This is a genomic window from Halomonas sp. OfavH-34-E (genome assembly GCF_024124525.1).
Classification (GTDB): Bacteria; Pseudomonadota; Gammaproteobacteria; order Pseudomonadales; family Halomonadaceae; genus Halomonas; species Halomonas litopenaei.
Map to the genome: position 1 here is coordinate 20,625 of NZ_JAMXRY010000056.1, position 12,711 is coordinate 33,335.

Annotated in this window: 10 protein-coding genes; 6 read left to right on the forward strand and 4 right to left on the reverse strand. The window is 65.5% G+C overall.

Annotated features, from left to right (window positions below; genetic code table 11):
• Position 1 precedes the first annotated feature (1 nt).
• The gene (locus tag NH448_RS19535; protein ID WP_045991932.1) at positions 2-448 is read right to left on the reverse strand and encodes a tripartite tricarboxylate transporter TctB family protein; all 447 of its coding nucleotides are present in this window, start codon (positions 446-448) and stop codon (positions 2-4) included.
• Entirely contained in the window at positions 435-1,985 is a 1,551-nt protein-coding gene (locus tag NH448_RS19540; protein WP_253029268.1) for a tripartite tricarboxylate transporter permease, read from the reverse strand. Before NH448_RS19540 ends, NH448_RS19535 begins: the two co-directional genes overlap by 14 nt.
• 613 nt (positions 1,986-2,598) lie before the next feature.
• Between NH448_RS19540 and xsc the strand changes: the two genes are divergently transcribed.
• The 4 genes from xsc (at position 2,599) to NH448_RS19560 (ending at position 7,192) form a co-directional block, all read left to right on the forward strand.
• Positions 2,599-4,419, forward strand: coding sequence for a sulfoacetaldehyde acetyltransferase (gene xsc, locus NH448_RS19545; protein WP_045991934.1), 1,821 nt, complete (start codon positions 2,599-2,601; stop codon positions 4,417-4,419).
• Positions 4,420-4,601: 182 nt separating this feature from the next.
• Positions 4,602-5,609, forward strand: coding sequence for a phosphate acetyltransferase (pta, locus tag NH448_RS19550; RefSeq protein ID WP_253029269.1), 1,008 nt, complete (start codon positions 4,602-4,604; stop codon positions 5,607-5,609).
• Positions 5,610-5,636: 27 nt separating this feature from the next.
• Positions 5,637-6,425: a TSUP family transporter gene (locus NH448_RS19555; protein WP_205254722.1), complete on the forward strand. Its 789-nt coding sequence runs from the start codon at positions 5,637-5,639 to the stop codon at positions 6,423-6,425.
• Positions 6,426-6,463: 38 nt separating this feature from the next.
• Entirely contained in the window at positions 6,464-7,192 is a 729-nt protein-coding gene (locus NH448_RS19560; protein WP_124802470.1) for an aspartate/glutamate racemase family protein, read from the forward strand.
• On the opposite strand, the gene NH448_RS19565 is transcribed toward NH448_RS19560, so the two are convergent.
• Positions 7,182-8,114: a LysR family transcriptional regulator gene (locus NH448_RS19565; protein ID WP_052704284.1), complete on the reverse strand. Its 933-nt coding sequence runs from the start codon at positions 8,112-8,114 to the stop codon at positions 7,182-7,184. The two genes, NH448_RS19560 and NH448_RS19565, sit on opposite strands and share 11 nt — an antisense overlap.
• A gap of 142 nt (positions 8,115-8,256) precedes the next feature.
• Here NH448_RS19565 and NH448_RS19570 point away from each other — a divergent pair, with 142 nt between their 5' ends.
• Entirely contained in the window at positions 8,257-9,669 is a 1,413-nt protein-coding gene (locus NH448_RS19570; protein WP_253029270.1) for a sodium:solute symporter family protein, read from the forward strand.
• Positions 9,670-9,858: 189 nt separating this feature from the next.
• The gene (locus NH448_RS19575; protein ID WP_045991938.1) at positions 9,859-11,112 is read left to right on the forward strand and encodes an FAD-dependent oxidoreductase; all 1,254 of its coding nucleotides are present in this window, start codon (positions 9,859-9,861) and stop codon (positions 11,110-11,112) included.
• Here the strand turns inward: NH448_RS19575 and NH448_RS19580 are convergent.
• The coding region (locus tag NH448_RS19580) for a cobalamin biosynthesis protein CobT (protein ID WP_253029271.1) at positions 11,109-12,711 on the reverse strand (1,603 nt) is incomplete at its 5' end. The two genes, NH448_RS19575 and NH448_RS19580, sit on opposite strands and share 4 nt — an antisense overlap.

Sequence of the window (12,711 nt, forward strand, 5' to 3'; positions counted from 1 at the left end):
TCTACAGAAGTAGGCCTTTGGGAAACTGCACCTTTAACAGGGCAGTGAATACGCCGAAGAGCACCGCCAGAAAGCCGGTACCGATGACGATGTTGAGAAGGATCTTTCGGCTCGAGGAAAGCCCGGGCATATAGACGCTACTGATGACGACGAACCCCACCAGGGTGGTGACGTAGAAGCCGAGAATTCGTAGTGCGAGCAGCAGCAGGAAAAAGATGGCAAGCGCCGGGATGATGCTGCCCCAGGGGATGGAGATGGCGCCTTCCTCGGCCTGGCCTGGGGCCAGGATTTCCACCGCGAGCAGCACGACTGCCAGAGTCAGTACGATCAGTGACACCACTCGGGGAAAGCTGTAGCCGTATGCCCCGCCTGCCCAGGAGGCGGCTACCAGGCCAAGTGCAATGATCAGTGCGCCGAGGGCCACCTGACGCGGTTTAGTGAGCATCATGGTTGGCCTCCGGATGTACCTGGACTCGATGATCGGGCGTCGCACGCTGGCGGGTCTTGCGGGCCTGCCAACTGGCGTAGAGGCTGTAGGCCACCGACAGCAGGCACAGCGAGACCAGCAGGATATTGAGCCAGCCACCGAACATGTAACGCAGCATGCCGTCGCCGGCCTGGGCCAGCATCTGACTCTGAAGGAAGTTGGTCTCGGCAATAGGGCCGAGAATGATGCCGAGTACGATGGGCCCGGGGGTGAAGCCGTACTGCATGCCGAAGTACATCAGGGAGCCCATGGACATCATGATGATGACGTCGGAGAAGCTGTTCTGGACGCTGTAGGTGCCGAAGATGGCCAGCGTGGTCACCGCCGCCGCCATGATGTGGCGAGGAATCCGAATGACGTACTTGCCGATCCCGCTGATCCACAGCCCACATACCACCAGCAGGATCTGGCTGATCAGCAGTGCTCCCATGAAGGTCCAGGCGACCGAGGCATGCTGGGTGAACAGGTCTGGTCCTGGAAAGAGGCCTTGAATCAACAGGCCGCCGAGCAGCACCGCGGCGGTGGGGCTGCCCGGTATGCCAAGCGACAGCATGGGCACCAGTGACGCCCCGACCATGGCGTTGTTGGCACTTTCTGCAGCGATGATGCCCTCCGGCTCGCCCTTGCCGAAATTGTCCTTGTTGTGACTGAATTTCTTGCACTGGTCGTAGGCAATCAGCCCGGCAATCTGGCCACCGGCGCCGGGAATGATGCCGACGATGATGCCGGACAGGCTGCCGATCACCAGCGCCTTGACCTTCTTCAGGTTGAAGATGATCGCCTTGATCACGGAGGTGGGTGCCATGTCGAAGCGTTCGCCGCCGTTGGCACCCTTGGCGCCCTCTACCATCTGCAGCACCTGGGGTATCGCAAACAGGCCGATCAGGGCCGGGATGATGGTGATGCCGCCCTGCAGGTGCTCGCTGAAGACGAAGCGTTCGGTGCCGGTCACCGGGTTGAAGCCGATCAGCGAGATCCAGACGCCGATCGCGCCGCCGAGCAAGCCCTTGAGTACCGAGGCGCTGCCCAGAGAGCCGATGACGGTGATGCCGAGGATGGCCGTCCAGAACAGCTCCGGGGGGCCAAACTTCAGCGCCACATTGACCAGGTAAGGGGTCAGGAAGATCAGCACCAGGACCCCCAGCACGCCCCCGACGGCGGAGCTGATAAAGCAGTAGTACAGCGCCTGGGTCGCCTTGCCGGCCTTGGCCATGGGGTGGCCATCCAGCATCGTTGCAATGTTGGCGGGCGCCCCGGGGATGTTGATCAGGATGGCGCTGACCGCGCCCCCGGCGACCGTCGAGGTGTACAGAACGCCGAGCAGGATCAGCCCCGAGGTAGCGTCCATCTTGAAGGTGAAGGGGATCAGTAGCGCCACCGCCATCGTCGGACTGAGCCCCGGCGTCGCCCCCAGAATCAATCCGGCGATCGTGCCGCCGATCAGGATAAGCAGGTTCCAGCCGCTGAGAACCTGCGGAAGGTAATGCAGTAGTTCCACCTTGAGCCTCCCGTGACGCCACAGGGGCGGGCGTCTGTTGTCGTTGTCATTCAGTTGGGATAAGCGCGTTTGCCTTTGGCGTGCTTTCTTTCACCGGCTTGATGGCGGTCGCATCAAGGTTGGTGAGCGTGTAGAGGGACTGGATCAAGTCATTTAACAGATGTACATGAGTTGTATGTCTAGAAGGCTCCCGCGGGACTGTCAACGTATTTTTCCCCCCGAAATGCCGCTGCAATGCAGCAATGGCGGGCCTTTCAGCGGGATGCGGGTGTTCGGCAAAAGGCGCGTGATCGATCCTGCAGGCAAGGGTGCAAGGGGAGCCGAGGGGGGGGCGGGCGAGCGGCGGGAGGCGCTGCAGGGGCTTGGCGGAGTCAACAGGGTGGCACGACGATGGTGTGTTTTTATAAAAAACGAACCGCAGCGTATCAAATAATGAAATTCGTCTTGACTGGGCACGAATCGGCCGCTACCTTTGGATCAAGTTTCGCAAATCGGAACTTATGGTATCGAAAAGCTTGAGGCGACCGATCCGGAGCGGCTCAAGCCAAGACAAGGCCCGAGGCCCTGATGGCCGACGCCGCCAGCATCCGCTTTTGTTCCCTGGAGGAGCCCCATGAGTCACAACGACAACACCAACAAGCGCCAGGTCGTGAAGGGTAAGCAGAAGATGACGCCCTCCGAGGCCTTCGTCGAAACCCTCGTCGCCAATGACGTCACCGACATGTTCGGCATCATGGGCTCGGCCTTCATGGACGCCATGGACATCTTTGCCCCCGCCGGCATTCGTCTGATTCCGGTGGTGCACGAGCAGGGCGCGGCCCACATGGCCGACGGCTATGCCCGTGTTTCCGGCCGCCATGGTGTGGTCATCGGCCAGAACGGCCCCGGCATCTCCAACTGCGTGACCGGCATCGCGGCGGCCTACTGGGCCCACAGCCCGGTGGTCATGATCACCCCGGAAACCGGCACCACCGGTATCGGCCTGGGCGGCTTCCAGGAGTGCAACCAGCTGCCGATGTTCCAGGAGTTCACCAAGTATCAGGGCCACGTCACCCACCCGGCGCGCATGGCCGAGTACACCGGTCGCTGCTTCGAGCGGGCCATGTCGGAGATCGGTCCGACCCAGTTGAACATTCCGCGTGATTACTTCTACGGCGAGATCGAGGCCGAGATTCCCGAGCCGCGTCGCATCGACCGCGGCCCCGGCGGCGCTCAGTCACTGGACGAGGCGGCGGCCCTGCTGGCCGAGGCCAAGTTCCCGGTGATCGTCTCCGGTGGTGGCGTGGTCATGGCCGACGCGGTGGAAGAGTGCAAGGCCCTGGCCGAGCGCCTCGGCGCGCCGGTGGTCAACAGCTACCAGCACAATGACTCCTTCCCCGCCAGCCATCCGCAGTGGTGTGGTCCGCTGGGCTACCAGGGCTCCAAGGCCGGCATGAAGCTGATCTCCCAGGCCGACGTGGTGCTGGCGCTCGGCACCCGTCTCGGGCCCTTCGGTACCCTGCCGCAGCACGGCATGGACTACTGGCCGAAGGACGCCAAGATCATCCAGGTGGACGCCGACCACAAGATGCTCGGCCTGGTGAAGAAGATCTCTGTCGGCATCTGCGGCGACGCCAAGGCTGCCGCGGTCGAGCTGAGCCAGCGCCTCGAGGGCCGTGACCTGGCCTGCGACGCCTCCAAGGACGAGCGTCTTGCCAAGATCAAGGCCGAGAAGGACGCCTGGGAGAAGGAACTCGACGAGTGGACCCACGAGCGTGATCCGTTCAGCCTCGACGCCATCGAGGAAGCCAAGGACGAAAAGCCGTTCTCCGGCGGCGAGTACCTGCACCCGCGTCAGGTGCTGCGCGAACTCGAGAAGGCCATGCCGGAAGACGTGATGGTCTCCACCGATATCGGCAACATCAACTCGGTGGCCCACAGCTACCTGCGCTTCGAGAAGCCGCGCAGCTTCTTCGCCCCGATGAGCTTCGGCAACTGTGGTTACGCCTTGCCGACCATCATCGGTGCCAAGACCGCCGCGCCGCATCGTCCGGCCATCGCCTACGCCGGTGACGGTGCCTGGGGCATGAGCCTGATGGAGACCATGACCGCCGTGCGTCATGGCATCCCGGTCACCGCGGTGGTGTTCCACAACCGCCAGTGGGGCGCCGAGAAGAAGAACCAGGTCGACTTCTACAATCGCCGCTTCGTGGCCGGCGAGCTCGACAACGAGAGCTTCGCCGAGATCGGCCGCGCCATGGGTGCCGAGGGCATCACCGTGGACCGTCTGGAAGACGTGGGCCCGGCGCTGAAGAAGGCGGTGGACATGCAGATGAACGAAGGCAAGACCTGCATCATCGAGATCATGTGTACCCGCGAACTGGGCGACCCCTTCCGCCGTGACGCCCTGAAGAAGCCGGTGCGTCTCTTGGAGAAGTACCAGGACTACGTCTGATACCGGCGGCGAAGGACTCCCCTGTCTGACTCGCCACGCAAGACTCTCTCGTCCGGTATGACGACATTGCCCTGGCCTGGTGCCAGGGCTTTTTTCATTCGCCAGAGGGTGGTAAAGAGCCCCGGCCGAGTGAAGGGATGGGCGGAGTCTCCGATAACAATGACCCCGGGAGAGCTGTTCCGATGAAAGCGCTCAATCATATACGCGACCTGGCCCGCCAGGACCCCAGACGTATCGTGCTGTGCGAGGGCGACGATGCGCGGGTGCTCAAGGCAGGACTGGCGGCAAGCCAGGCCGGCTATGCCCGCATCTTGCTGGTGGGGGAGCGTCAGGCGATCGACGCCCGCGCCGAGGCCGAAGGGCTCGAGCTCGGGGCGATCGAGCTGATCGATCCCGCCGACTCCGAGCACACCGATCGCCTGGCAACGCTCCTGCTTGAACTGCGCGGGCCCAAGGGCATGACGGCCGAGGATGCCGCCCAGCGGGTACGTGAGCCGCTGATCTTTGCCAACCTGATGGTCCGCGACGGCCTGGCCGACGGCTGTGTGGCCGGGGCGGTGCACACCACCGCCGACGTCGTCCGCGCCGCGATCCAGTTGATCGGCAAGGCGCCAGGGGCGAGCCTGGTGTCGAGCTTCTTTCTGATGATGTTGTGCAAGGAGTTCCATAGCCTGAAGGGAGGCATGATCTTCTCTGACTGCGGGCTGGTGGTGGACCCCGACGCCGAGGCGCTGTCGCAGATCGCCATGGCCGCCGCCGACAGCGCCGAGGCGCTGCTCGACGAACCGGCACGGGTGGCGATGCTGTCGTTCTCCACCAGCGGCAGCGCCCACCACGCCTCGGTGGACAAGGTCGTGGAGGCGGCGCGCAAGGTCAAGAACGCGCGCCCGGGCCTGGCCATCGATGAGGACGTGCAGCTCGACGCCGCCATCGTCGCCGAGATCGCCGAGCGCAAGCTGCCGGACTCCAGGGTCAAGGGCAACGCCAATGTGCTGATCTTCCCGGACCTTGAGGCCGGCAATATCGGCTACAAGCTGGCCGAGCGGATCGGCGGCGCCGAGGCCATCGGGCCGCTGCTGCAGGGCCTGGCGCGGCCCGCCAATGACCTCTCGCGGGGCTGCAGCGAAGAGGATATCGTCAACGTGATCGCCGTCACCACGGTCCAGGCCCAGCGCCTGTCGGTGGCGTAACACTCATCTGGCCGGCCGGGAGGGAAGATGACACTGGTACCCGAGGGAATGGAGCTGTCTGGCCTTTTGGCGGTGATACTGATCACCGTTCTGGCAGGCTACCTGCACACGGTGTCCGGGTTCGGTATCGGCATGATCATCATCGGCGTGGCCAGTGGCTTCGAGCTGGTCAGCGTCGCCACCCTGGTGGCGGTGGTCAGTCTGGTGACCCTGGTCAACAGCGCCGTGGCCCTGCCGGGCAAGCTGCATCATCTGGACCGGCGTCATCTGCTGGCGCTGGGGCTCGGCATCGTGCCGTCCATCGGCCTCGGGGTGTGGGCGCTGAACTGGCTGAGCGTCAGCGCCGAGGCGCTGTTGATGCTGATGCTGGGGGCGTTGGTGTTCTATGGCGGGCTCAGCGTGGGCCTGCGGCCGCGCCCACGCGCGGCCGTATCGTCCTCGGCAGGCTTCGCCGCGAATGGCGTCATGACCGGCCTTCTGGCCGGGATGTTCGGCATGCCGGGGCCGCCGGTCATCTACCACTGCTATCGCCAGCCGCTGCCCACCGAGACCATCCGGCTGTTGCTGATCGCCTGCTTCGCCATGACCTCGGGGGTGCGCACCCTGTATGTCGGCGCCGCCGGCGGGCTCGACGCCCAGGTCTGGCTGTTGGCGTTGTGGACCCTGCCGGCGGTGGCGCTGGCCACCTGGGCCGGACGCCGCTATCCGCCGCCCTGCAGCGCCGTGCTGTTGAGACGAGTGGCCATGCTGACGCTGATGGTGATCGGCGTGGGGCTGATGCTCGACGGCAGCCTGGCGCTGTGGACCAGGGCGTGAGGTTTGCACAGATACCACAACGGAACAGGAGTTTGCCCGTGAGAGTCGCCATGGAAGAGGCACCGCTTGGGGTGCTGTGTCTGGATTCTTCCTTTACCAAGCCGCTTGGTCATCTGCGCAACCCCGACACCTTTCGCCACCCGATACGCTACGAGGTGCTGCAGGGCATCGATATTCCCCGCCTGCTGCATGCACCCGGGGATGAGCTGGGCGCGCTGCTGGTGGACCGCGCCAGGCGTCTGGAGCGTGAGGGGGTGTGTGCCATCGCCGGGAGCTGTGGCTTCATGGCGCGCTATCAGGAACGGGTCGCGGCCGCGGTGACGGTGCCGGTGGTATTGTCCAGCCTGACCCTGCTGCCGTGGCTCGCCAGCGTGCACGGTGGCACAGGACGGATCGGCGTGCTGACCGCAGACGCGGGGGCGCTCAAGCGCGCCCACTTCGTCGGCGCTGGCTGGCAAGGGCCTCTGCCGGTGGTGCAGGGGCTCGAAGACGGTGATGAGTTTCGTCAGGTGATCCTGGAAGGTCGACGCGATGACCTGGATCTCGCCGCCATGGCGCAGGAGCTGGCACAGGCAACCCGAAGACTGAAAGCGCAAGCGCCGCTGGACGCGGTAGTGCTGGAGTGTACCGACCTGAGCGCTTTCGTGGAGGTGGTGCGACGGGAGGCGGGCTGCCCGGTCTACGATATTGTGCCGGCACTCGAGCTGATCCTTCGCTCCGCTGCCGGCAGGCAGCAATCGGCGCCGGACCCGCTCGTCACGGGCTGAGCGGCGACAGCGCGCGCCGGTGCCAGGTGTCGAGTCCCTTTTCCAGATAGGGCAGAAACCGCTGGCACTGGCGCGAACTGGTGTGAAAGCGCGAAGTGATCACGGCGATATCGAGGTCGATGGCGGGAACGAAGGGCAGGATCGCCACGGCGCAGTCGCGACGCATCAGAAAGCTCCAGGCCGAGACCGGGTCCACCAGGGCATGGCCGATGCCGGCATTGACCAGGCTGATGGCGGAAGGGAACAGGTGGGTTTCGGCGGCGATCTGCCAGTCGGCGCCGGCCTGTCTGAGCGCCTGCTTCAACTTGAGTGTGCTCTGGTGGTGCTCGTCCAGGGTCACCAGAGCCTTGCCGTCAAGATCCGCCGCCTCTACCTGAGCAAGGCCCGCCAGCGGGCTGTGGCGCGGTACCGCCAGGTGCATGCGCAGGGACAGGTGGCGGGCATCGAGGTCGTTAAGGTCATCCTGGCGTTCGATCACGCCGACATCGAACTGGCCCTCGGCCACCCAGTCCCGGATCTTGCGCGAGCTGAAGGTCTGCAACGACAGCCGGGTATCGGGATAGTCGGCCAGGTACTCGGCCATGATCCCGGGCATGGCGGTGGGCGAGAGCCCCGGCATGCAGCCCAGGATCAGCTTGCCCGCGCGGCCCTGGCGCAGGCCATCGGCGAGTTCGTCCAGATGTGATACCGACGCCAGTACCTTGTCGACCCCCTCCATCAGATAGCGGGCCTCGGGGGTCAGCTCGGTGCCGTAGTTGTTGCGGCGAAACAGCAAGAACCCCACCTCCTGCTCGAGATTGGCGATGGCCGAACTGACCGCCGGCTGGCTGAGTTCCAGACGACGGGCGGCCTTCGACAGGCTGCCGGTGTGCACAACCTCACGAAATATCTGGAGCTGGCGAAGCTGGTGACGAACCTTCATGGGCGTCCCTCCGGGCGCCCTCGGGAAGTGAGCGAGCGCCTCTAAATTATATTTATGGTTTCATAGTTATCTCAAAGTTGTCTTTATGGCAATGGCGGTCGATGCTGAAACCACCCCCAACAACCATAACGAGGGTAGTTTCATGAATCCCTTCGACCTCGGCGGTCTGCTTCTGTATTTCGCGATACTGATCTACATCGGCTATCGCAGCGCCAAGAAGGTCTCCGGCAGCGCGGACTTTGCGGTGGCCGGCAACAAGATCATCTGGCCGGTGCTGTTCGCCACCCTGGCGGCTTCCTTCCTCGGCGGCGGCGCCTCCATGGGGCGTGCCGGCAAGTCCTTCGACGAAGGCTACGCCTTCATGGTCGCCGCCTCGGCCTTCCCCCTGGCCACGGTACTGGCGGGTCTGTTCATCGCCCCCCGGCTCAAGCGCTACGTCAACGCCCAGACCGTAGGCGACATCATGGCGCAGCACTTCGGTGCCAGCGCGCGACTGTTCACCGGCATCTTTTCGCTGGTGTTCTGCATCGGCATCCTCGGCGCCCAGGCCCTGGCGGTGGGCACCGTGTTCCACGCCATCCTCGGTATCGAGGTCTCCACCGGCATCCTGATCGGCATGGCGGTGGTGCTGTTGTATTCCACCGTGGGTGGCATGTGGGCGGTGATCCAGACCGACGTGGTGCAGTTTCTGATGCTGGCGGTGTTCCTGCCGGTGACTATGCTGATCGGCATCCATGATCTGGGCGGCCCCCAGGCGCTGGTGGAGCGGTTGCCCGAGGGCCACTTCAGCCTGATGGGCGACTATTCGGTGGGCATGTTCCTGTCTATCTTCATCGCCTTTCTGCTCGGCGAGACCCTGGTGCCGCCCTACACCCAGCGCGCCCTGTCGGCCCCTGACTCGCGCCACGCTCGTATCGGCTATTCGGTGGCCGGCGGCTTCGGCTTCCTGTTCTATCTGGTCAGCGCCACCATCGGGCTGGTCGCGCTGGTGCTCTATCCGACCATCTCGCCCGACCAGGCGATGCCGACCCTGATCCGCGACGCCCTGCCGGTGGGCATCACCGGACTGGTGCTGGCCTCGCTCCTGGCCGTGGTGATGTCCACCGCCGACTCCTACCTCAACTCGGCGGCGGTGATCTTCGTCGGTGACATCTACAAACCCTTTATCGAGCCTGACGTCAGCGAGAAGAAGCGGCTGTGGATCGAGCGACTGGTCAACCTGCTGATTGGCCTCGGCGCGGTGGTCTTCGCCCTCTACGCCACCTCGATCATCGATGCGCTGCTGCTCAGCTACGCGCTGTGGGCGCCGACCATTCTGCTGCCCTTCGTGTTCGCGGTGCTGTTCGATCTGCGCTGCACCCGCTCGGCGGTCGCCGCCATGCTCGCCGGCGCCCTGGTGACCATCCTGTGGAAGTGGGGCCCGTTCGACCTGCAGGCGGCGACCGGTCTGACCGCGCTGATCGCCGGCGTCATCGCCAATGTGCTGGTGTTTGTACTGGTCTACCGACTGTTCCGCTCGGTCCCCGACGCCCCTGTCACCGCCAAGGCTCAGTGAAGGAGATTCCCATGACCTTGTACGCTCTTGCTCTGTATACCGTCAGTGCCGTCAGCATCCTCACCGCGGTGGGGGTGGGTATCGCCTCCTGGCGCTTCTACCGCGACAACTGAACCCCACGATATCGCCCACAAGACGCGGCTGGCCCCAAGCACGGGCCGGCCGCCCTCGTCCAACAGGAGACTGTGCATGAATACCATCGCCGTCGTGGGTGCCGGCATCGTCGGGCTGGCCGTGGCGCGTTCGCTGGCGGGACGTGGCCACCGGGTACAGCTTTTTGACCCGGGCCCGCCTGGGGAGGGCACCTCCTTCGGCAACGCCGGCCTGATCGCCAACTACGCCACCTCGCCCATGGCCAGTATCGATACCTTGAGGCAACTGCCTGGAGAGCTGTGTCGGCGTGACGCCTCGCTGTCTGTTGACCCTCGCTATCTGGCCCGCCTGGCGGGCTTTGGTCCGCGCTTTCTCAAGGCGGCGACGCCGTCGCGTTTCGCCCGCCACAAGTCGGATCTGGTGGCGCTGATTCAGGATGCGGTCAAGGCTCAGCACGCGTTGCTGGAGTCGCTCGAGGCGCCGGATCTGTACGCCGACACCGGCTGTCTGCAACTCGCCCGCCAAGGCGACCCGCTGGCCGCGACCCTGGAGGCGTCGGCCCGTGCCAAGCGGGCCGATGGGGTGGCCTGTGAGGCGCTTACGGCGCAGGAGGTGCGCGATCTGGAACCCACGATCCATCCCGCGGATCTCGTCGGCGGCCTGTACTTCCCCGAGACGCGCCACCTCAAGGATTCCCTGGCGGTGAGCCGAGCCCTGTGGCAGCGCCTGGCAGGCGAGGGCGTGGTGCAGCATGGTGCCCGCATCAGGGGGTTGGTGCCGCTGGCCGCGGGGGGCTGGCGCCTGATCGGTGAGAAGGGCGAGAACGGCGAGTCCCGTGAGTACCAGGCCGACCAGGTCGTGCTGTGCGCGGGCATCGCCAATGATGCCCTGCTCAAGTCGCTCGGCGTGTCGCTGCCGGTGGTGAGCGAGCGCGGCTACCACGTGCGGCTTGAAACGCCGCTTTCGCTGTCGCGCCCGGTGGGCTGGCTGGCCCGCCACTTCTATGCCACCCCCATGCATGGCGGCGTTCGCCTGGCGGGCACCACCGAGTTTACCGCTCCTGACCGCGCCGCCGACGAGCGCCGCTGGGAAAGGCTCAAGGGCTGGGGGGAAGCGCTGTTCGGACGGCCCCTGAGCCTGGCGGAGCGCTGGATGGGCGTGCGCCACTCGACACCGGACGGCCTGCCGGTGGTAGGGCAGGTAACGGGCAGAAAAGGGCTCTTCGTGGCCTACGGCCACGGCCACCTGGGGCTGACCCAGTCCGCCCACACCGGCGAATTGATCGCGGCCATGATCCACGGCGAAGCCCTGCCTGACTACGTCGCCAGCTTGTCCCCTGCCCGGTTCTAGTAGCGACGCCTCGACAACATCAGCTCCACCACTTCGTCGAGCAGGGCGTTGTCGAGGGTCTGGTCCAGGGCGATGACCCGGTGGCGGGCGTAGTAGGGACTCAGGTCCAGGCCGACGCCGAGGCCGATGATATCGATGGGGCCGGGGCGACGGCCGTTGCCGCCGCCGAAGGTTGCGACCACCGAGCGCAGGTGGTTGTCGAGGTAGTGGCGGTCGTTGGCCAGGTTGGTGGCGCTGTCCGAGGGGCTGCCGTCGGAGATCACCACCAGCAGGCGGCGATTGACGTCTGCCGCCATCAGGCGCTGGCAGGCCCACTCGACCGCTTCACCGTCTATCCCTTCCTTGTACAGGTCGGCCTTGAGCAGGGCGGCAAAGCGCTTTCGCGCGCGTCGCCACGGCTGCTGGGCGTCCTTGAAGATCAGATGGCGCGCCTCGTTAAGCCGTCCCGGCGTGGCGGGGCGCCCGGCCTTGAGCCAGTCGCGCTGGGCTCGGCCGCCGTTCCAGGCGGCGGTGGTGAAGCCCAGCACCTCGCTGTCGACACCGGCCATGTCCAGCGCCCGGGTCAACAGCTCGACCAGCATGGCGATGGACTCGCCGTGGGCCTTCATCGAGCCGGAGCAATCGATCAGCAGGGTGACCTGGGCGTCACTGACCGGACGGTAGCGCTCGCGCCGAAAGACGCGCCGCTCCTGAGGGGAGGAGACGATCTGGGACAGTCGGCGGCCGTCGATGACGCCGCTTTCCTCGCCGTCCTGCCAGCCATCGCGATCGGCCACCGACAGGTGGCGACGAAACTGGCGGGCCAGACGACGCACATTGACCTTCTGGGCGTGCAGGCGCTCGTCCAGGCGCGACCGGTACTCTTCCAACTGGGCCTGACGCACCAGGCTGTCGGCCTCGCGCTCGCTGTCGTAGGCGGTGGTGAAGGCGCGATAACGATTGGCGCCGTCGGCTAGGGTGCGGCTCTGGCCGGTGGCGGCCAGGGGCACCTCGTCGTCGAGTTCGTCCTCGCTGTCGAGCAGCAGTGCCAGCGCCCGGCGTGGGTCCTTGGCTTCGTCCTCGCGCTCGCCCTGGGGCTCGTAACCTTCGAGCTGGGCAGCGATCCAGTCGGCGATGTCGCGGGCGTGACGCTGGAATCCTTGCTGGTCGTGGCGCTCGCGCCGCAGTCCTGCCAGGGCGTGGCCCAGCGCCGGTACGATATTGGCGCGGGTCGCTTCCAGCAAGTCCTCGAATTCCTCGAGCATGGGCGCCGCCATCAGCCGTGACCGGCTGATCTGGATCACGCAGAACAGCAACAGGCCCAGCGCGCTCTCGGTGAGCTGGGCGTGGTGATAGTCCAGCGACCAGCGCTCGAAGCGTGCTTTCAGGTTGCGCGCCATGCCTGGGGCTGGCCCGTCCAGCAGGGCCTCGACCCGACACTGCTCGAGCCAGTCGTAGATCAGTCGCGGCTCGGGTTCCTCGGGGCGCAGGCGCTGGTGCAGCCGGTCGTCGCTGAAGCGCTGGCGCAATGCCAGGGCGTCGCTGACGGCGCGATAGTCGGCGAGCGACAGGCAGTCCTCGGCGAGCTTGAGGTGAGGCGCGCGCAGGGCCACCCGGGAC

What these genes read in the sequence shown, in the direction of transcription:
- NH448_RS19535 (WP_045991932.1), bottom strand. Translation starts at nt 448, where the DNA reads ATGATGCTCACTAAACCGCGTCAGGTGGCCCTCGGCGCACTGATCATT.
- xsc (WP_045991934.1), top strand. Translation starts at nt 2,599, where the DNA reads ATGAGTCACAACGACAACACCAACAAGCGCCAGGTCGTGAAGGGTAAG.
- pta (WP_253029269.1), top strand. Translation starts at nt 4,602, where the DNA reads ATGAAAGCGCTCAATCATATACGCGACCTGGCCCGCCAGGACCCCAGA.
- NH448_RS19555 (WP_205254722.1), top strand. Translation starts at nt 5,637, where the DNA reads ATGACACTGGTACCCGAGGGAATGGAGCTGTCTGGCCTTTTGGCGGTG.
- NH448_RS19565 (WP_052704284.1), bottom strand. Translation starts at nt 8,114, where the DNA reads ATGAAGGTTCGTCACCAGCTTCGCCAGCTCCAGATATTTCGTGAGGTT.
- NH448_RS19570 (WP_253029270.1), top strand. Translation starts at nt 8,257, where the DNA reads ATGAATCCCTTCGACCTCGGCGGTCTGCTTCTGTATTTCGCGATACTG.
- NH448_RS19575 (WP_045991938.1), top strand. Translation starts at nt 9,859, where the DNA reads ATGAATACCATCGCCGTCGTGGGTGCCGGCATCGTCGGGCTGGCCGTG.